General features: G+C 44.6%; 17 protein-coding genes. 11 read left to right on the top strand and 6 right to left on the bottom strand.

The features are described from left to right. The first annotated feature begins 454 nt into the window (after positions 1–454). From AB4405_RS09140 to AB4405_RS09130, 3 genes are all read left to right on the top strand, one after another. Positions 455–1,486 (top strand): porin, encoded by a 1,032-nt coding sequence (locus AB4405_RS09140; protein WP_372060516.1) that lies wholly within the window; start codon positions 455–457, stop codon positions 1,484–1,486. Positions 1,487–1,653: 167 nt separating this feature from the next. Continuing rightward, the gene (locus AB4405_RS09135) at positions 1,654–2,352 is read left to right on the top strand and encodes a DUF2057 family protein (RefSeq protein ID WP_372060515.1); all 699 of its coding nucleotides are present in this window, start codon (positions 1,654–1,656) and stop codon (positions 2,350–2,352) included. A 207-nt stretch (positions 2,353–2,559) separates the two neighbouring features. Next, positions 2,560–5,004, top strand: a complete 2,445-nt coding sequence (locus AB4405_RS09130; protein WP_372060514.1) for an MMPL family transporter — start codon at positions 2,560–2,562, stop codon at positions 5,002–5,004. 47 nt (positions 5,005–5,051) lie between these two features. Here AB4405_RS09130 and AB4405_RS09125 read toward each other — a convergent pair whose 3' ends face one another. Then, positions 5,052–5,930: a TonB-dependent receptor gene (locus AB4405_RS09125; RefSeq protein WP_372060513.1), complete on the bottom strand. Its 879-nt coding sequence runs from the start codon at positions 5,928–5,930 to the stop codon at positions 5,052–5,054. Positions 5,931–6,187: 257 nt separating this feature from the next. Then, complete coding sequence (locus tag AB4405_RS09120) at positions 6,188–6,643, bottom strand: dCMP deaminase family protein (RefSeq protein WP_372060512.1); 456 nt, start codon at positions 6,641–6,643, stop codon at positions 6,188–6,190. Positions 6,644–6,930: 287 nt separating this feature from the next. Here AB4405_RS09120 and AB4405_RS09115 point away from each other — a divergent pair, with 287 nt between their 5' ends. Then, positions 6,931–7,710 (top strand): tetratricopeptide repeat protein, encoded by a 780-nt coding sequence (locus tag AB4405_RS09115; protein WP_372060511.1) that lies wholly within the window; start codon positions 6,931–6,933, stop codon positions 7,708–7,710. 112 nt (positions 7,711–7,822) lie between these two features. On the opposite strand, the gene AB4405_RS09110 is transcribed toward AB4405_RS09115, so the two are convergent. Beyond that, on the bottom strand, positions 7,823–8,770 hold the full coding sequence (locus AB4405_RS09110; protein WP_372060510.1) for a 1-aminocyclopropane-1-carboxylate deaminase/D-cysteine desulfhydrase: 948 nt from the start codon (positions 8,768–8,770) through the stop codon (positions 7,823–7,825). A gap of 453 nt (positions 8,771–9,223) precedes the next feature. On the opposite strand from AB4405_RS09110, the gene AB4405_RS09105 reads away from it, so the two are divergent. The 7 genes from AB4405_RS09105 (at position 9,224) to arnF (ending at position 16,798) form a co-directional block, all read left to right on the top strand. After that, the gene (locus AB4405_RS09105) at positions 9,224–10,384 is read left to right on the top strand and encodes an aminotransferase class I/II-fold pyridoxal phosphate-dependent enzyme (protein WP_102470455.1); all 1,161 of its coding nucleotides are present in this window, start codon (positions 9,224–9,226) and stop codon (positions 10,382–10,384) included. A 3-nt stretch (positions 10,385–10,387) separates the two neighbouring features. Beyond that, the gene (gene arnC, locus AB4405_RS09100) at positions 10,388–11,383 is read left to right on the top strand and encodes an undecaprenyl-phosphate 4-deoxy-4-formamido-L-arabinose transferase (RefSeq protein WP_102470456.1); all 996 of its coding nucleotides are present in this window, start codon (positions 10,388–10,390) and stop codon (positions 11,381–11,383) included. Between the two features lie 26 nt (positions 11,384–11,409). Continuing rightward, the gene (arnA, locus tag AB4405_RS09095; RefSeq protein ID WP_102470457.1) at positions 11,410–13,392 is read left to right on the top strand and encodes a bifunctional UDP-4-amino-4-deoxy-L-arabinose formyltransferase/UDP-glucuronic acid oxidase ArnA; all 1,983 of its coding nucleotides are present in this window, start codon (positions 11,410–11,412) and stop codon (positions 13,390–13,392) included. After that, positions 13,392–14,306 carry a 4-deoxy-4-formamido-L-arabinose-phosphoundecaprenol deformylase gene (arnD, locus tag AB4405_RS09090; protein ID WP_372060509.1) on the top strand — a complete coding sequence of 305 codons (915 nt, stop codon included), beginning with the start codon at positions 13,392–13,394 and terminating at the stop codon, positions 14,304–14,306. The genes arnA and arnD overlap by 1 nt, the downstream gene beginning before the upstream one ends. Positions 14,307–14,376: 70 nt before the next feature. Then, the gene (gene arnT, locus AB4405_RS09085; protein WP_372060508.1) at positions 14,377–16,026 is read left to right on the top strand and encodes a lipid IV(A) 4-amino-4-deoxy-L-arabinosyltransferase; all 1,650 of its coding nucleotides are present in this window, start codon (positions 14,377–14,379) and stop codon (positions 16,024–16,026) included. A 2-nt stretch (positions 16,027–16,028) separates the two neighbouring features. Beyond that, entirely contained in the window at positions 16,029–16,376 is a 348-nt protein-coding gene (locus AB4405_RS09080) for an EamA family transporter (RefSeq protein ID WP_102470460.1), read from the top strand. Beyond that, positions 16,376–16,798 carry a 4-amino-4-deoxy-L-arabinose-phosphoundecaprenol flippase subunit ArnF gene (gene arnF, locus AB4405_RS09075; RefSeq protein WP_372060507.1) on the top strand — a complete coding sequence of 141 codons (423 nt, stop codon included), beginning with the start codon at positions 16,376–16,378 and terminating at the stop codon, positions 16,796–16,798. The genes AB4405_RS09080 and arnF overlap by 1 nt, the downstream gene beginning before the upstream one ends. 41 nt (positions 16,799–16,839) lie before the next feature. On the opposite strand, the gene AB4405_RS09070 is transcribed toward arnF, so the two are convergent. From AB4405_RS09070 to AB4405_RS09060, 3 genes are read right to left on the bottom strand one after another with little or no spacing between them, the layout of a single operon-like run. Beyond that, on the bottom strand, positions 16,840–17,481 hold the full coding sequence (locus AB4405_RS09070; RefSeq protein WP_102470462.1) for a sugar transferase: 642 nt from the start codon (positions 17,479–17,481) through the stop codon (positions 16,840–16,842). A gap of 9 nt (positions 17,482–17,490) precedes the next feature. Next, on the bottom strand, positions 17,491–18,675 hold the full coding sequence (locus tag AB4405_RS09065) for a glycosyltransferase family 2 protein (protein WP_372060694.1): 1,185 nt from the start codon (positions 18,673–18,675) through the stop codon (positions 17,491–17,493). Between the two features lie 33 nt (positions 18,676–18,708). Further along, a complete protein-coding gene (locus AB4405_RS09060) occupies positions 18,709–19,824 on the bottom strand; it encodes a glycosyltransferase (protein ID WP_372060506.1) in 1,116 nt (371 codons plus the stop codon). Positions 19,825–19,889: the final 65 nt, after the last annotated feature.

Raw genomic sequence — 19,889 nt, 5'->3', positions numbered from 1 at the left:
TTAGAGTTTTGATCTATATCACAAAAAATGAGTGAACTTTCATGAGTAACCATATAATTCGATCGGTGAAAAATATAAAACGCCAAAAAACATATATTGGTAGCTGATTGTTCTGTTGCTGGGGTGTTTATTGCACTCTTTGTGGAGTTATATGTAATTATTGGCTGTTGGATTTAGTTAAATATTGCAGTTTTGTACCATTAAAAAACTTTGCAGTGCATCACGGAAAGTGCTGTAACTTGCTGTTTTTTATCTGTTTATAATAATTTACCAAACTACTTTAGAGTGTTTGACATTGTCTTATAACTTTTGCATTCTTGATTTCGAGATTTAACGACGCTGAAACGACTTAAGAACAAAAGGTTGTTGTTCTAAAAAATGATTTTGGCGCGATATATATTAAAAAAGGGAACCGAAAGGGAATTCCCATCTAATGAAAAGGCAGTGGATTATCATGAAAAAGACTCTAGTAGCTCTAGCAGTATTTGCAGCAGGTTCTGCGCAAGCAGGTATCGAAATTTATAACCAAGACAAAGTATCTGTTAGTCTTACAGGTGACATTGAAGTTGTTTATCTTCAAGATATTGGCGTAGACCAAAGCACTGAACAGCAAATTCAAGATGCGGATTTCGGATTCGATGTTCGTTACGCAATTAACGACGATCTACAATTTGGTGCGTACTGGGAATTTGACGGTGCGAGTAGCGACGTAACCGGCGGTACTAACGATTTTGCACAAGTTGGTAATACATACGTAGGTCTATATTCTCAAGCTGCAGGTTCGTTGATTGTCGGCCGTCTTGACTCTATCCTAGATGATGCTGGTATCGGTTCAGATTATCAGTTTGGTTTCGATGCATTCTTCTCTAATAACTCACCATTTGGTGCTGACGAATCTATCCGTTATGACATCGATAAAGGCAATTTCTACGCTGGTATCGCATACAAACAAGATAAAAACGACAACGCAGATTTGGGTGAAGACGGCAACATGGTCGACGCTAAACTTGGTTACCGTGTAGCAGACTTTGATTTTACTGGTTTCTACGGCAAAGCAGACTTTAAAGGCGCTACTATTACAAATTCAGGTGATAGTGAAGAACTATACGCTCTAGAAGGCCGCTGGGCTGGTGTTGAAAACCTAAATCTAGAAGCTGGTTATTATCGTATGAATCATACTGAAGCTAATGTAGATAAAAGCATGGATATCTATGGTCTTGCTGCAGATTACACTATTAACAAAGTTATTCTTGCTGCCGGCCTTCAGTACGCAACATTTGACAAAAAAGAACTTCAGAGTGCAAACGGTTCAATACAAGATGTAGACTCAGAAATGGGTTGGTTCGTAAACGCTGGTTATATAGTAGCTCCAGGCGCAACTGTTTACGCTGAACTTGGTGGCAACGATGGTCACGGTCTTGATAACTCTGGAAACTACCAGTCAAATGATATCGGTTTCGCACTTGGTGCAAAAGCTGAATTCTAATCTAGCTTTTAGCTAACAGATTATATTGAAAGCCACCCTTGGGTGGCTTTTTTATGTCTGTTAATTAGTGATTTAGATGTCAATTTATCTAAAAAATCCTTTTTTGCGAGTGACCTCTGTGGCATGCTGTTTGACAAGAAAATAGGCCGTAGTAAAGGAAGCCGATTGTGAAAAATAGTATTGTTATTCTTACCGCGTTGAGCCTTGCATTTAGCGTTAATGCCGCAACACTGGTCCCTATGAAAGGGGTGTCGGTTTACTTTATTAACGGGCAAGAAGCCGAAGAGAAAATTGGCAAGAACCAATTGGTTGAAGGTGAAAATCAAGTTGTTGTGCGTATGGATAAAAAGCTGGGCAAAGGCAGTAGTTCAAATGTTTTTGCTTCTGCGCCATATGTACTAACGCTTAATGTGACAGGCGAAGAGGTGAAAATCAACCATCCAGTCGCGCGCAGTGAGCAAGAAGCTAAGGTTGCATTTCGTGGAGATTCGCCAGAATGGCGAGTGACGCAAGATGGCTACGCGTTAACGTACGAGCAAGAAAAGCTAAAAGGCAAAGATGGTTTCTTGCCTTATATGGCGATGGATGAATTGATCGCTGCACATAATGCTGAGCGTGGTATTACTTTTGCTTCTGGTGATATGGTCGTGGCGAAAGCCGCCACGCCTTCTACCACCGCGGTCGTTGCTACTACTGCTGTCGCGGCGACGACCGTTGCGTCCACAAGTGCCTCAGCGACGCCATCTAATGAAACGGCGGCGGCGCCAGTCGCTTCTGATAATGTCGCGCAGTTGCAAGCATGGTATTTGAAAGCCTCTAAGCAAGAACGTAAAGAATTCCGTAAATGGATGATTGACCAAGAATAGATCAGATTGATCCGATTTAAAAAAGGAGCCTTGGCTCCTTTTTTATTACCTGCACTACCACCTATAGCGCTAAATACAACGACTACCATTGCTGTGTTGCCTCACAGGTCTACCGCGTATTTAACGATACCACTAACAATAAATTGACGAGTAAAACGAATTTTGCGTTAAACTATCGATATTATTGCAATGCATTGTAAGCCTATCGTGAATCAACTTATCGCTCTTATCCAACGTTTTCCAAAAACGATTCTACTTATTGTTCTCATGCTAACCGCCGGCAGTGCCTGGTATGGGCAGCAGCACTTCAAAATGAATGCTGATCTTTCTTCTTTAGTGAAGCAGGAAGGGGGGTGGGTAGACAATCTCGTCCGTCTTGATAGCACCTTTCCTGAAACGGGTAACGTCGTGGTGTTGATCACCAGCGATGATCCCGAACTCGCCAAACAAAGTGTTGACACGTTATATGAGAAACTGGCTAAGACGGTTATCTTCAAAGATGTATTCGCACCTTCATTGCTTTCTTGGTTTCAGCAGTATGCGTTAGGATTTATCTCTGAGGCCGAGTTTAAGACTTTACAAGGTATCACGAGCAAAGAAATGGCGCCGCTAATGGCGGGGGCTCAGTCACAACAGCTTGATGTGTATCTTGGGCAATTGGTCGCCAAAAATTCAACGCATGATGATCCACTTTTAGACGCGCATGTATTGGACCCGCTTTTGGCCGCGATAAGCGGACAAGATATCGATTGGAATCAACGCTTACGTCAAGAGATTACGTCCCCTAATGCCTATGCGATAACGCTAGTCGCACAACCAGACGATAGCGTGAAAGAACCCAACAGAGTCATTATTGAAACGATCCATCAGATCATTAATGAGGCAAACCTGTCGGCAAAAGTGGAGGTCCAGATTACCGGACAAGCGGCATTGGACTTTGATGAGATCGCCGACGCGAACAACAGTATCGCGATAGCTGGGGCGGCGTCGTTGGCAGGTTTGGTATTGATCCTTGCGATTGGTATTCGCTCCGTTCGTGTCATTATTGCTTGTTACCTCACGGTGATCATTGGCTTAACCTGGACGTTTGCCGCCGGACTTTTCGTCGTGGGTTATTACAACACGATATCCATTGTGTTTATGGTCATGTTTATCGGGTTGGCTGTCGATTTCTCAATACATTTATGCCTGCATATTCAAGAGCTGCGAATCAAAGGTGAAGACAATACCCTTAGCCTCACTCATGCAGTTGCGCACTCTTTCAAACCCCTTTCTCTGTGCGCATTGTCATCCGGTATCGGGTTTCTGAGTTTTTATCCCACCGCCTACACTGGTCTCGGCGAACTGGGCATTGTATCGGCGTTAGGTATGCTGCTAGGGCTGACTGCGACCTTTATTGTGATTCCGCTATTTTTTACCTTATTTGGTTACCCAACCGTTAAGCATAAAACCGACACGCGCTTTTTTTCCGCGTTTGGTTCATTGCTAACTACCTATAAGCGTAGTATTTGTCTGTTGATACTTGGTGCCGCTTGCGTGATGGGTTACGGTGCGACTCAGTTTAAGTTTGATTTCTCAACATTGGTTCTAAAGAACCCCGAATCTGAATCGGTACTAGGGCTGCACGCGTTACAGCTGCATGGTTTGGGTTCCAGTTATCAATTGTATGCGATTGCGAGTAACGAACAGGAAGCCAAAGAATGGAAGTCTCAATTGGTGCAGCAAGCCAGCGTGAGTCATGTCCTCATTGCCAGTGACTTTATGCCCAACGATCTTCAGGAACGAACGAAAGCGCTGTCGGATTCTTTGGCTGTAGACTCGACCGTTAGCCCTGTTTCGTTAAGTAATTTTAAGCAACAAGCGATGGCAATGGGCTGGCAGGGAGCTAAAGATATTCCAGACACCATTGATGTCGAAAATACGACTCGTCATTTGTTTAGTGGATTAGATTCGGGATTGTTGTCCGCTATCGGGGCGAATAGCAATGAGTTGGACCTTAAGACCGACCTACCGAAATCGTTGCTGACCCGATATGTTGGTCAAGCCGGGGAATGGTTAGTTACCGTAACCCCAAGCGGCAATATGAGTAATGTTGAGGAGCTGAATCAGTTTATTGGTGATGTGCAGTTTATCGCGCCAAATGCAACAGGTCGGGCGGTGGCTGAAAAAGAGGTCGGCGTTATCGTTGTGGATGCATTTCGCTCGGCGATTCTTATGTCCGTATTTGCCATCGCACTGATTCTTATTTGGACCGTGGATAAGAAACGCGACATTATTCTTATTTTTATTCCATTAGGGCTCGCGACGATCACCACATTAGGAATGATGTACTGGCTGAATTTGTCGATGAATATGGCGAATATTATTGTTGTGCCATTGATCTTTGGCTTGGGTGTCGATAATGGCATTCATATCGTTAAGCGGTTTCGAGCGGTCGGCAGTCTAACGGCATTTTTTACTACCTCAACCCCTAAAGCCTCGTTAATAAGCTGTCTGACAACACTGGCAACCTTTGGTGCCCTGATTATTGCGAAACACCAAGGTATGCACTCGATTGGTTTGGTTCTGACCATTGCGTTATCAAGCATCCTTCTCTTCAGTTTGGTGTTACTGCCAATTATGCTAGAAGCGACAAAGAAAAAGGCCCGTTAAGGGCCTCTTTCAAAAAATGGTTCTATTCTTGGAGGTGTATCTAGAATCTAGAATCTAGCATCTAACGTCATGAAGAAACTTTTTCTTTGTCCGAAACCGATCTCGCTGATCAATACCCAGTTTGGTGTGAATTCATATTGCGCACCAACGAGGGAGTTCCAGTTGTTGGCGAGGCTTTGATTCACGGTGAATTTAGCGTCTTGTATAAACCCTAAGTCGCCAATTGATCCGAGTGGTAAATCTTTCACATTTCCCGTTAAAGTTTGTTCAATATTTTGATATTGCGCGCCAACCCAAGCGCGAAGTGGCCAATCACTGTTTCTTGAAAAATCATAGCCAATACGAGGAGATACTACTATCGAATCGATTTCACCATCAATGACCGTGAGTTTTGTTTTGGTGTAGCTGGCATCGACTAAAGCAAATACACTCTCATATCCACCTGCTATTACTGTTCCCGCCCCATACATATGCCCGTCAAGGTCGAGGCGAAATGGGGCATCAAGATTGTCGATATGGAAATCACGTTCACCTATGATGCCTAAGTCAAGAGTACCGTCTACAGATTTTATTGTGGTTTCCGAATAGCCGTTTAGTTTCCCGCCAATGGCGTAGAAGTTAAGAAATGGTAAAACCCAAACATCTGCTTTCAATGTCAGAACTTCACTTTCTTGATAGCCACCTTCAGTTTTAATGTTCAGCGCTTTGACTATACTCGGTAATCCTGTCAGTGCTATTGAATCGACATTGATACCTTGAGACACGTTCATATAGCCTAAACTAAGCCCAAATGCTTCAGGCAAGGTATAGCCGCGAGCTTCTGCTTCTTCTTTGAAGAGAGGCAGCTCGATAGCACTTAACATAGGTGAGATTGTTGCGCCAACCATAGCGGTAAAGGCAATCGATAGCGAACGAGATGTGACCATGAACCTACTCTTTTTAATGATGATACGTGTCGTATTGATAGCGAGCGCGGATTTTAAAGGATAGCAGTATTATTGGAAAGGGATTATATCGTTTTAAATATGGTTTTTAGTTGCTTATGAATGAATATACCTATTAAAAATGTAACAACTGACAACGAATGTGGGTACTTCGATGGTTTTTTAGTCGTAGGACAGCGTTAGATAGTGCGTTTAAACAAGGCGGCTTCGTTAATGACGAAACCACCTAGTGATGACATTCAGTCGTTCGGCTTTTCTTCGCCGGAAAGCTCAAGCCAGTCAATTTCAACCTCGGCTTGTTCAAACATATCTTGGCTCAGAGAAATCTTGTCACCCCAACGAGAAAGGAAATCCTCAGACTGCGCAGGGCAGTGCACAACAGATATGCCGGTTTGGATGATTTTTGCTGCGCAATTAGGGCAAGGGAAATGAGTGACCCAAATTTCACAGGCATCCAAATCTCGTTTTGCAAAAAGAATGGCATTTTCTTCCGCATGCAGCGTTTTGAGGTACTTAGTTTCTCTTTCGTCACTTTCTGCGCTATCAGAAATACCATGCGGATAACCATTAAAACCGACGGACACAATTCGGTTATTTTTTGTAATGACGGCACCCACTTGAGTTGAAGGATCCTTGCTCCATGATCCGACGAGCTCTGCCATTTGGATAAATCGTTTTGCCCATTTTGAGACCATTTCGACTCCATATTATCGAAAAACATTTGTGGATAAGTTTACAAAAGTTAATAAGGGAACACGAGCGCTAATTGCAAACGATTACATTATATTTATTCGACCCAAGCGACAACGGACCAAAAGGTCGTGACCTCTGATATCAAATAAACATGGCTACGCAGAATGAAATGATTTTTGTGACTCGACCGAAATTCTTTGTCAGAGTATTGCGAATTCTGTATGAAAACGCTAAAACATTAATGATCATGTGGCAGTATTCGGCTTAATCTTCAAGACAGGAAATAATAATGCGAAAAACACTGTTAGCGGTTTCACTATGTAGTCTGTGTTTTAGTGCGGGAAGCCTTGCATTTACAAAGGATTGGTCAGCGTCGAGCGTTAAAGCGGTAACCCAAGGTGCAAAACAAGGCGATTTGTTTGCTCAAATCGAGCTTGGTGATCGTTATGCTGCGGGTAATGGAATCAAAGAAGACGATAGCGTCGCGGTTGACTGGTACGCTAAAGCTGCAAAGCAAGGCAGTGAAACGGCCATGTATAAATTGGGAATGATGTACGATAATGGGCACGGCGTGCACTATGACGCGAAAGAAGCGGCATCGTGGTTTGAAAAAGCTTCTGCTATCGGTCATGACCAAGCGCAATATTATCTTGCTGGCATGTACAAGTGGGGGCGAGGCGTAGAAAAAAGTAATGCTAAAGCGGTGGAATACTATCGCCTAGCGGCAGAGCGTGACTACGATGTTGCTCAAAATAGCTTAGGTGTCATGTACGCAAAAGGCTTAGGGATTGAGCACAACGATACTGAAGCGGTAAAGTGGTATCGAAAGGCGGCTGAAAATGGTTATGCTTACGGTCAAAGAAACCTTGCGTTCAAATACTCGCTAGGCGAGGGCGTTGAGCTTGATAATATTCAAGCATTTGCGTGGGCATCAGTCGCATCTACAAATGGTTACAAGAGTGCAGAGCAATTACGAGATAAATTAGCATTGAAGTTGAATGAAGATGAAACTCAACAAGCGATGGTGTTTGCGAAGCAATATCTAGAGGCTTACTCGTCCCATAAGTAATAGACCTATCCGCGGTCAGTTAGATAGGGAAGCAGTGCTTCCCTTTTTTGTGTCTTGTTTAGTAACACGCGTAGTTCAGGCTCGATGCTACATTTCTTCGATATCTATCTATCTACCAACTCAACACTTTCTTAGATGCCGCTCCGAACTTGCGCTCATATCGAGGGAGCATGGTTTCATTACCCAGTAATCCCCCTTGATGTATATACAGTAATGTCGACTCTTTATTCTCTTCAAGCCATGGTACCAAACATCGCCACATGAGCGGGTCGTACAGTAAATCAAACTCGATATGCGTTTGTTCATTCATGGTTTGCCACATCAAATAATCATCTTCATAGAGCTTTGCAAAGTGATGTTTTTTCTCTAGCTCAAGAATTGTAGGGTGATTGTCATATTCAGCAAGCTCATGGAATTGGCGAATCAAATACTCTTTTCCTCCTACGCAAGGACAAGTGAGGACCTCAATACCTTCGGGTTGTAGCGCTTTTGCTAAGTATAATGCCGTCGTTCCGGTGCCCGACGGCAGAGCTACCTTAAGTGCTGAACTTTTTTCGAATCGTGACCAGGTCAAAATTTCTCTGGCAAGTTGTTGAACGCCCAGTTGTGCCGATTGAAAACGCCCACCTTCAGGTATGATAAGGCACGTTTCGTCATTACCATGGTGTCGTTGAATAAAGTCTGACGGATGCATCTTAGTCTCCGGCATACAATCAGAACCGTTAATGTCAGCTAAGGAGACAATGGTCGCTCCGAGTTCTAGTGCCATGCGATAATTCCCCATTGGTTTTTCATCCAACCAACTGGGTTTGTGGTCAACATAATAGGTTAGAGACCAGCCTTTAATTTTTGCTAGGGCTGCCAGCGTTGTGAGCGAATTAGCCTGAGCTGAACCCCAACCGATCAACCGAGTCACCAGCGGGTATTGTTGTTGCAGTGTATCGGCAAACTTACGTGCTTTATTACCATTAAAATGACTATGCAGTAGGTCATCCCGTTTTAAGTAAAACGTTCGACCATTCAGATTGTGCTGTGTGATGGGGCTGTCTTGTAGTTTCACTGGATACACCGCCTGAAAATTCGGGGAAAGAAGTCTAACGCTAATGGTGCGGTGTGACAAATGGTTGGTGTTACAAATGCATACATTGGCAACCTAGCAGGTATGCGATACTGGCCATTAATTGGTGTGGTGAATTAGAGGCTGAGCCAGAAAAAGGTATCTTTTTTTTTGACAAAAAACTGACGTTCACAGTGGTTGACGAGCAGGTTTCGTGAAAATACCGGTCTCGTGGTTACTCAGTATAATTTAGAGGCCATAAAAGTAGATAATTTGTTAAGTTCTTTTGTCTTCTGTCGATAAAAGAATGCATTTAATGAATGTTTGCTTTAATAGTGTCCTAAAGGTTAATAATTTAGACCTCAGAAGTACAACAGCCCTTTTAATTCTTTGAACGCCCTAGTAAACTTTAATGTTCTTCGTGCTAGCATGCACGGTTATCTGTGAGTTAAATATATGAGCCAGTCATTTCTCCCTTTGTGTCGACCAGCGGTAGATGAAAACGATATTCAAGCTGTCGTTGATGTTCTTCGTTCTGGATGGATTACCACCGGTCCAAAAAACGCGGATTTAGAAAAAAAAATATCAACCTATACTGGCGCACCACAAGCCGTCGCATTGAGTAGTGCGACCGCAGGAATGCATCTAGTGTTGCTAGCGCTGGGCATTGGTCCAGGCGACGAAGTCATCACACCATCATTGACATGGGTATCGACCATTAACATGATTACCTTAGTGGGGGCAAAACCTGTCTTTGTTGACGTTGATGCCGAAACCTTGATGACAGATGCCGAAAAAATTGCCCCTCTAATCACGGATAAAACGAAACTCATTGTCCCAGTGCATTACGCAGGTGCTTCGCTGGATCTTGACCCTATTTATGCACTTGGTGAGCAACATGGTATCCCTGTTGTGGAAGATGCCGCTCATGCACTTGGCGCAGAATACAAAGGCCAACCGATTGGTTCGCGCGGAACTTGTTTGTTCTCCATGCATGCGATTAAGAACGTGACCACTGCAGAAGGCGGTGTCATGACGACCTTCGATTCTGAGCTCGCTGACAAAATTCGTCGTCTTAAATTTCATGGGCTAGGTGTGGATGCGTTTGACCGCGAAACACAAGGTCGAGCGCCGCAAGCAGAGGTTATTGAACCAGGCTTTAAATACAATATGCCAGACATCTGTGCAGTATTGGCTTTAGGGCAAATGGACCGTATCGCCGACATTACGCAAGCGCGTACGGACTTAGCCTTAAATTACCGCGCGAAACTGAGCTCGCTTAAAGGTGTCACGCCACTTGGGTTGGCGAGTCATGATCACAAGCACTGCTGGCATTTGATGATCGTTCGTATCGATCCTGCACAAGCGGGTCTAACGCGTGACGAATTGATTGCTAAATTGAAAGAAAAAGGTATCGGTGCAGGCATCCACTTTAAAGCTTGCCACACACAAAAGTATTATCGTGAGAATTACGCGGACAAGTTCGGTGCCATCACGCCTAACCTAGCGAATACCGAACGTAATAGCGACCAGATTTGTTCACTACCCTTGTTTCCTGATATGACTCAGGAAGACGTAGCGCGTGTAGTGAATGCCGTTTCAGAAATAATTGGGTAACACATGAAACAGAATGACACCATTAATTTCGTATCTATCGTCATACCGGTATACAACGAAGAGAGCTGCTTACAAGAGCTAATTGAACGTACGACGAAAGCGGCAGACAGTTTAGGCAAAGACTACGAGCTTGTGCTTGTTGATGACGGCAGCCGCGACCGTAGTGTCGAGATCATAGAGGCAGCAGCTGCAGAAGAAGGCAGCCATATTGTTGGGGTGATTCTTAATCGCAACTATGGTCAACATAATGCGATTATGGCGGGCTTTGAACAGGTTCGTGGTGATTTAATTATTACACTTGATGCTGACTTACAGAATCCACCTGAAGAAATTCCGAATCTTGTATCAAAGGCGGAAGAGGGCTTTGATTCTGTTGGTACGGTTCGCCAAAACCGCCAAGACAGTGCACTTCGTCGTTACCCATCAAAAGTCATTAATAAGCTAGTGAAACGCTCAACTGGCGTTGAAATGAACGACTATGGTTGCATGTTACGTGCTTATCGCCGTCATGTTGTTGATGCGATGCTAGAATGTCATGAGCGCAGCACATTTATTCCGGTATTAGCGAATGGGTTTTCTCGTCATACGACAGAGATCCCGGTTCATCATGATGAGCGCGCTGACGGAGAATCAAAATACAGTTTCATGAAGCTTATTAGCCTCATGTTTGATTTGATTACGAGTATGACGACCGCACCACTTCGCTTACTTAGTATTTTTGGTGGCATGACAGCAGCCGCAGGTATTGCGTTTGGTATCATACTGATGTTGATGCGCATCATATTCGGTTCTGAATGGGCGGGTGACGGCTTGTTTACGTTATTTGCTATTCTATTTGTATTTGTTGGTGGACAGTTTGTCGGCTTAGGTTTGTTAGGTGAGTACATTGGTCGAATTTATTCTGATGTTCGAGCAAGACCGCGTTATTACGTGCAAGATGTTTTAGTGGGTGAAGCGACTAAAAACGCACGTGAAACAGACGAATCAAAAAATAAATAATAAGATTTATATTAGAGGAAAATTCCATGAAAGTAGTAGTGTTTGCCTACCACAATATCGGTTGTACTGGTGTTCGTAGCTTGCTAGATGCAGGTGTTAAAATCGAAGCGGTATTTACTCATGTTGATGACAGCAACGAAAATGTATTTTTTGAGTCTGTAGCGAAGCTTGCGGCGAAAAACGGTATCCCTGTGTATGCGCCGGAAGATGTGAATCACCCTTTATGGGTTGAGAAGATTCGTCAGATGCAACCGGACGCGTTGTTCTCTTTCTACTACCGCAACATGATCAGCCAAGAAGTATTAGATATTGCCCCTAAAGGTGGTTTCAACCTACATGGTTCTCTACTTCCTACGTATCGTGGTCGCGCTCCAATCAACTGGGCGCTCGTGAATGGCGAAACAGAAACCGGCGTGACGCTGCACAAAATGGTGCAAAAAGCGGACGCAGGTGACATCGTTGGTCAAGAGAAAATTGCTATCACTGACGAAGACTCAGCAGAAACACTACACTCGCGTCTTGCGGTAGCGTCAAGCGATCTTATGTCGAAAGTATTGCCAACCATCGTGGACGGCAGCGCGGTAGCCACAGCACAAGACGAAACGAAAGCGACATGCTTTGGTCGTCGTACGCCTGCTGACGGCGAAATTAAGTGGTCAACCGATTCACGTACTGTATTTAACCTAGTACGTGCAGTAACGGAACCATTCCCTGGCGCGTTTACTTACCTTGGTGAGCGTAAGCTAACGATCTGGAGCGTAACGCCAAGCGATAAAACGTTTGATGCGACACCTGGTTCTATTGTCGCTACGTCTCCTCTTACGATTGCATGTGCTCAAGGCTCTGTGATTGTGAACTCTGGTGAAGCTGAAAACGGCCTATACCTTGGTGGTGAGCAGCTAGCGGCGGAATTGCACCTAATCGAAGGCATGCGTTTTGGTCCTCAAGCAAGTGCAATCATCAATGCGAAGAAACGTCAAAAAGTATTGATTCTTGGCGCGAATGGCTTTATCGGTACGCACCTAACTAAGCGTCTTCTTGATGATGGCGGTTATGAAGTATACGCACTAGATATGAGCTCAAACCAGATTTCTGATCATCTAGGCCACCCAGACTTCCACTTTGTTGAAGGTGATATCACCATTCACAACGAATGGATCGAATACCACATTAAGAAGTGTGACATCGTATTGCCGTTGGTTGCTATCGCAACACCAATTGAATACACGCGTAACCCGCTTAAAGTGTTCGAACTTGATTTCGAAGAAAACCTGAAGATTGTTCGCGGTTGTGTGAAATACAACAAGCGCATCATCTTCCCGTCGACGTCAGAAGTTTACGGTATGTCAACGGACGCTGAGTTTAACGAAGATACATCGCCACTGATTGTAGGTCCTATCAACCGTCAACGCTGGATTTACTCTGTGTCTAAGCAATTGCTTGACCGTGTTATCTGGGCTTACGGTAAAAAAGATGGTCTAGATTTCACTCTATTCCGTCCGTTTAACTGGATGGGTCCACGCCTTGATAGCCTAGATTCTGCACGTGTTGGCTCTAGCCGTGCGATCACTCAGCTTATCTTAAATCTTGTTGAAGGTACGCCAATCAAACTGATTGACGGTGGCGAGCAGAAGCGTTGTTTCACTGATATCTCTGAAGCGATTGAAGCTTTGTTCCGTATCATCGAAAACAAAGATGGCCTATGTGATGGTCAAATCATCAACATTGGTGCACCAGAGAATGAAGCGAGCATCAAAGAGCTGGCTGAAACGTTGGTAGAGAAGTTTGAAAACCACCCACTACGTGGCAATTTCCCTCCATTTGCGGGTTACAACCTCGTAGAGAGTAAAGCGTTTTACGGTGATGGCTACCAAGATGTTCAACATCGTAAGCCAAGCATCGCCAATGCGAAGAAACTTCTTGATTGGGCACCAGAAGTGCACATGAACGATACGATTGAAGAGACACTAGATTTCTTCCTTAAAGGTGCAGTAGCAGAAGATAAGTAATGAATCAGAATGAAGTCACTAAGGTCGGTCTTCGGATCGACGTAGATACTTTTCGAGGAACAAAACTCGGGGTACCTAAGCTGCTCGAAATTTTCGAAAAGCATGGAGTGATGGCTTCATTCTTCTTTACTGTTGGACCTGATAACATGGGGCGCCATATATGGCGCCTTTTGCGTCCTGCATTTTTGAAGAAGATGCTTCGCTCGAAAGCCGCCAGCCTTTATGGCTACGATATCCTTATCCGCGGTACGCTTTGGCCTGGTCCTATTATTGGCAAAAAACTACGCTCGATTATAGAATCCGCTGATGTCGCCGGTCATGAGATTGGGCTTCATGCGTGGGATCATCACAAATGGCAGATGAAGACAGATACGATGTCTGATGCTGAACTTCGCAATCAAATAACGCTAGGTTACAACCTTCTCAAAGACATTACGGGTAAAGACTTGCCTTGTAGTGCAGTGGCCGGATGGCGCTGTACCGATCAAACCTTGATCGAAAAAGATGCCTTTCCTTTTAAGTACAACAGTGATTGCCGTGGCGATTCCATCTTCTCTCCAGGGGAAGGGATGGCACCACAAATCCCTGTGACCTTGCCAACGTATGATGAATTGGTTGGACAAGACGGCGTTGATAACAGCAACTACAATGATGCAATACTGAAGCTGATTAAACGTGATGGTTTGAACGTCTACACCATCCATGCTGAGGTGGAAGGTATTGTTTGTGCAGAAATGTTTGAAGAATTGATTGTCAGAGCTAAGCAACAGAATATAGAATTCGTACCTATGATCGATTTGCTAGGCAGCGTAGAGCAACCACTTCCGCGTGATACCATTAGTAATATTGAAATGGAAGGGCGCGAAGGGTGGTTGACGCATCAAACCTCATTTGTAAAAAAAATGGGATTGTAAACCACGCTAGCTGAACATTAAAAAACATAAGCCCATGAATGTCGTGGGCTTTTATTCAATTGGATGAAGAATGCAACAATCTCGAATTAACTGGGCGGTCTGGGTACCGCTGTTCTTTATAGCCCTCTATATTTTGCCTTTGGATATCCGTCCTTTGTGGTCGCCGGATGAGCTACGTTATGGTGAAATATCACGAGAGATGGTCACATCAGGAAACTGGATTGTACCCACTTTTAATGATTTACGTTATTTCGAAAAGCCTATCATGGGCTATTGGTTTAATGCGATCGCCCAGGTAATTTTTGGCGAAAACAACTTTTCTGTTCGTATCGCTTCAGCGTTGGCAACACTTGGTGTTGCGATGAGCCTAGTGCTATTAGTAGGACGTGTGACGAATCGACGCCAAGGTTGGTTAACTGCCGGTGTCTTCTTGAGCATGTTCATGGTCGCTGCCGTGGGTACTTATAGTGTTCTTGATGGAATGCTCGCATTTTGGTTAACGGGTTGCTATGTCGCGTTCTTCTTTGCGACACAATCTCAAACGACCGCACAGCGTTGGTTTAATTACGGCCTAGCGGGTTTTTTCTGTGGCTGCGCGGTACTAACGAAAGGCTTTCTTGCATTGGCGCTTCCTGTCATTGTGGTAGTGCCTTACATGATCATGCAAAAACAGTTCTTAGAGATCCTTCGTTGGGGCTGGTGGGTCATGCTGGTCGCTCTTGTTACCTGTTTGCCGTGGTCGTTAGCCATTCATGCAGTGGAACCAGACTATTGGAATTACTTCTTCTGGGAAGAGCATATTCATCGCTTTACCGCGGAAGATGCTCAACACGTTGCGCCGATGTGGTACTACATCCCATTCCTATTTTTGGGGACATTGCCTTGGGTTTTCTGGGCACCATCAGCGGTCGCGCAGCTAAAAGGAGAGTTGAGTAAACCTTTGATTCGCTACGCTCTGCTTTGGGCTATTATCCCGTTCCTGTTCTTTTCTTATGCGAGCGGTAAGCTTGCTACGTACATCTTGCCATGTATGGCACCTATTGCGATTTTGCTGACTCACGGCTTAATTAAAGCGGGTGACAAAAAGGTGCGCGGTCTCACAATTGGTTCGTTGCTCAATGGTGCATTCTTCACTGTTGTCGCCATCACATTGCTGGTCATGTTCTTCATGGGCAAGTTGCCTCTAGAGGCTTCTGAGTCTTACCGTCCTTGGGTTGCTGCATTTATTCTAGGCTTCTGGGCGTGTTGCGCATTTTATGCAGTAAAAGCCTCATCTTTTGAGAAAAAATGTGCCGCCTATATGGTGTCCCCTCTCGCCTTGTTCACGCTGTTTACCTTCGCGGTACCAAACACCGCTGTTCATTCGAAAATGCCTGAACAGTTTATGGCAAAACTTGCGCCTATGGTTTCGGATGACATGGTATTGATTGCGGATTATCCAGATACCATGTCAGCATTGAATTGGTACTTGAAGCGCAGCGATGTTTACTTAACCAGCGGTATGGGTGAGGTGGATTATGGTCTCAAGTACGAAGATTCAAAACATCGTTATATTGAATGGAACGTGCTGGGTGAGTTTATAAAAGATAAGCAAGTAACGGGACCGGTTCTTTTACACTTTAGGGACTTACCAACATTACCAGACGGTTTTCCAGAATCCAGCGATCACGTTGATCTTGGTCGTTATCATGCGTTGATCTTTGACAAGAAAGATCAGTAAACGTGACCACTTTTCTTTTTGTGCTCTCGGTTATTGCGAGCTCGTTGAGTCAATATTGGCAAAAGCGAGCCGCGATGCATTTTGAAGAGCATCCCGATCTATCCGCACTAGGAAAGCTATTTAGCTTTCCTATGATGCTAGGCATTGGGTTCCTAGGGACGAGTGCGCTGACGTGGCTTGGTGTTTTGAGTCAGTGGGATGTGTCCATGGCTTATCCATTACTGAGTATTAATTTTGTCATCATGTTATTGGTGTCCAAGTTTGCTTTTGGTGAGGTGATTGTGCCTAAACAGTGGATAGGCGTCATGTTTATCATGGTTGGCGTTGGGATATTGGGAGGCGCGAGTTAATGGTGCTGAAAGACTTAAAGGCTGGCTTACCGGTCGCCTTATTAAGTGTCTCATTAATATCTATTGCTCAGCTCTCAATGAAGTGGGGAATGGGCCATTTATCCGATTCATGGATGACGCTGCAGACAATGTTCGAACAAGCACAATGGCAAGCCGTTTGGATTCAGGTTTGGCCCGCGCTGTTGTGCGTTGGGTTCGGCTTACTTTGCTACGCAATGTCGATGGCATGCTGGGTGATGGCGCTTAAGCATTTGCCTTTGGGTGTTGCCTATCCACTACTGAGTTTAAGCTATGTGGTGGTTTATGCGCTCGCAGTGAGCCTACCTTGGCTAGATGAGCCTTTCGATGGGGTGAAGTTAATTGGCATTGCTTTTATATTGCTCGGACTTGGGCTTATCTTTACCGCTAAAAAATCCAGTTAACACTGGATTTTTTTGTATTACCTACCTAGATATTTAGCTGCCTATCTGCCGTGTCTTCCCACCATGATCTTCAAGGTAAGAATGACGATGTGAACGTCAGTGATTATCCAGGTTTTGAATGATGATAACGACAGAGCATAACTATGGTCAAAACCTACCTTGCGTCTCACGTCGTCAATGCATGTATCATAACCTTGATTGACTTGTGCGAGTCCGGTAATTCCGGGTAAAACGTCATAAGTACGTTCCACAAAATACGGGATATCATTTTCAAGTCTTTGGTAAAAATCCGGGCGTTCGGGTCTCGGTCCAATGAGTGACATTTCGCCTTTTAATACATTGATAAATTGTGGGAGTTCATCGAGTCTTGTTTTTCTTAAAAAACGACCTACAGGTGTAATTCTAGGGTCATCTTCAGTCGCCCAGGTCGCGCCACTGCGAGACTCAGCATCAATGTACATGGTTCGATATTTGATCACATGAATAAAATCCATCTTGGTTGGTGTCCACTTACCGACACGCAACTGCGTATAAAAAATGGGTCCCCGTGATGTTAACTTAATCGCGAGTGCCACAGGAATAAACAAACATGCCAAAATTAGCATACCCACCGATGCTCCGATGACATCAAAGATTCTTTTTGACACTTTAATCGATGGCTTTTCGAATGTGGTAATTTTCATTTCTGGCTCCTAGCGCGTAATGCGTTTCCATTTACCATTCTCCAAACCCAGCAGATAGCGTAGGCCGCCGATCAGATTAGCTGTATGACCAAGAATGACATAAGTGATAAGTTTAATAACTTTAAGTCTTTGTAATGAAGGGATATAAACGCCCAATATCGCAATAATGTAAATCAGTATCTGCGCACTAAAAAGAATCGCAAAAATGGGGTAGTTGGATAGGAAAGCACAAGAAACCAACGCAATAATCATTAAGTACGGCGTTATCAGACGTAATCCTTTCCCCGAGAAAAAGGCAAAAGCAACACCTTTGTAATGGGGTGAGAGCAAGCCGAATAACTGCATTGTTTGTTGCATATTTCCAGCGGAAATACGGACTCTCCGTTTGAAATCATTGTCCAAATTGGTGGATTCAAGCTCAACAGCGTTCATATCCTCTGCATAGGTTGCGCGATACCCCGATTTTATAATTTGCATCGGGATCAAGAAGTCATCATTAATGGCGTTGGCGGGTAATGGATTGAATAATGCCGTGCGGATGAAGTACAAAGCGCCATGACTGCCGATGGTTGAACCTAACGTGGTTTCTCGGTACTTAATTTGATTTTGATACTGCCAGTAAGCTGACTCACCGCTGTCGTTGTCGAGTAGTTGATACGTCGCGTTCACCACACCAACGCTTTGATCTTGAAATTGCTCAGCTGCGATAATCAGGGCATCAATGGAAATGAGAGCCGAGACGTCTGAAATCGCGGCAATATCAGTGCTAATCTTAGGAATATAATGATTGAGAATCGCTACTTTCCCTTGGTTTTCTTCGTTCGCAATGACTTCAAAATGGGTGTCGGCGCAAATCGCTTCCTGAATGGTTGACTCCGCTTCTTGAACCGTATTATCGGTACACCCATCGCAGATAATAAGTACGCGTAGTTTGGTTTTTGGGTAATCTAGATAGGCGAGATTACGAATTTTCTCCGCAATCCAAGCCGCCTCGTTATACGCTGGAATAAGGACCGTAATATTTGGCAAGGCTCTGTCTCTTTTTAGAGTTCGATAGCCTCGGCCTATGTGTGCAACCTGTGTTATTGGGTGCCGACTCGAATACCACCTTAGCAAAAGAGGGTAGCCCACATGATGATAAACAATGAGCGATACGCTGATTGCAAAGGCTCCAACCCATAATCCATCCATAATATACTCCTAACGCTGGTTAACGACGGTACGACGCTATGCTTTAAAAACGAGGTTGCGATACGCTTGACTCATCATTCGCACATCGTTATTTTCGACAACGAAATCTCGTGGGCTAAATAAGTGTTTAGTTCGGATTGTGGCGTCAAGGGCGTTAACGAGAGAAATGACGCTCATTGGACGTGAGACGACACCAGACAAGGGGCATAAGGTCTCTCTTGCCGCACCTACATCGGTAACAACGACCGGAATGTTACAGGCCTGAGCTTCCAAAGGAGACAAAGGGAACCCTTCATGAACGGATGGCAAGCAAAATACGTCAAGGGCTTGATAGAACAATGGCATATCGGTCACCAATCCCATGAAATGGACACGCTCATCAAGCTCAAGTGCCACGGTTAACTGCTTGAGCTCTTGCTCAAGTGAGCCAATTCCTGCCACCGCAAGGTGCACGTGCGATGGCAATCTGACGAGAGTTTTGATCAAAGAAGCCTGACCTTTGACTTGCTCTAAGCGACCCGCTGTGCCGATAATCGTAACGTGTGAAGGGAGATTAAGCCCGTGTCTTGCAGTAGTTTGGTCACCCGGAATAAATCGATTGCAGTCTATGCCATTTTTGATGACGGTTGGCTGCGTTTCGGGAAACCAGGCTATGAGTTGTTGCTGAACGGCGCAGGCATCGGCAACGAGGATAGGTTGGACGAAACGCAGCGCGAGACGTTCTACTTTTCTACGCTTCTCGCAATTGAGATGCCACATATCATGCTCGGTGTGAATTCTTACCGGTACGTTCGCCAATCGAGCGGCAAGGCCTCCATAAATAAGCGGACCGACGTGATGAGTATGGACAACTTGAGGGGAAAGGGCGCGTAAAAGTCGTGACAATGTACGAAACATGGTGATTTGCGTGCCAGACTGCTTGGTGAGAAAAAACAGGTGTGCTCGGTATGGGCGAAGAGTCGGCCAATGGTCGAGCGCCTGCTCAAGATTACCCTCCAAACTGACAATAAAGACTCGTTCGGTGTCACTCGCCTGTTTTAATAACTCCAGTACCATTGTTTCGAGTCCGCCTGGCGCCATATGCTGCACGACATGAACAATTTTGAGGGTTTTCCCTGCGATCTTTTTGGGAATTAAAGGGGACGTGGTCATAATACACTCCGTCGTATTCGTAATGGTTAGATATTGCACGTACTGTGCCATATTTTTATTTTTTA

It is taken from the genome of Vibrio sp. 10N.261.51.F12 (genome assembly GCF_041471725.1).
Taxonomy (GTDB): Bacteria; Pseudomonadota; Gammaproteobacteria; order Enterobacterales; family Vibrionaceae; genus Vibrio.
Note: the sequence above shows the minus strand (reverse complement) of the source record. Positions and strands in the feature narration are given on the sequence as shown.

Bases quoted from the DNA above. Each gene is read 5' to 3' on its own strand.
- arnD (WP_372060509.1), top strand. From the start codon at position 13,392: ATGAATCAGAATGAAGTCACTAAGGTCGGTCTTCGGATCGACGTAGAT.
- AB4405_RS09120 (WP_372060512.1), bottom strand. From the start codon at position 6,643: ATGGTCTCAAAATGGGCAAAACGATTTATCCAAATGGCAGAGCTCGTC.
- arnA (WP_102470457.1), top strand. From the start codon at position 11,410: ATGAAAGTAGTAGTGTTTGCCTACCACAATATCGGTTGTACTGGTGTT.
- AB4405_RS09115 (WP_372060511.1), top strand. From the start codon at position 6,931: ATGCGAAAAACACTGTTAGCGGTTTCACTATGTAGTCTGTGTTTTAGT.
- arnC (WP_102470456.1), top strand. From the start codon at position 10,388: ATGAAACAGAATGACACCATTAATTTCGTATCTATCGTCATACCGGTA.
- AB4405_RS09060 (WP_372060506.1), bottom strand. From the start codon at position 19,824: ATGACCACGTCCCCTTTAATTCCCAAAAAGATCGCAGGGAAAACCCTC.
- AB4405_RS09125 (WP_372060513.1), bottom strand. From the start codon at position 5,930: ATGGTCACATCTCGTTCGCTATCGATTGCCTTTACCGCTATGGTTGGC.
- AB4405_RS09140 (WP_372060516.1), top strand. From the start codon at position 455: ATGAAAAAGACTCTAGTAGCTCTAGCAGTATTTGCAGCAGGTTCTGCG.
- arnF (WP_372060507.1), top strand. From the start codon at position 16,376: ATGGTGCTGAAAGACTTAAAGGCTGGCTTACCGGTCGCCTTATTAAGT.
- AB4405_RS09070 (WP_102470462.1), bottom strand. From the start codon at position 17,481: ATGAAAATTACCACATTCGAAAAGCCATCGATTAAAGTGTCAAAAAGA.
- AB4405_RS09105 (WP_102470455.1), top strand. From the start codon at position 9,224: ATGAGCCAGTCATTTCTCCCTTTGTGTCGACCAGCGGTAGATGAAAAC.
- arnT (WP_372060508.1), top strand. From the start codon at position 14,377: ATGCAACAATCTCGAATTAACTGGGCGGTCTGGGTACCGCTGTTCTTT.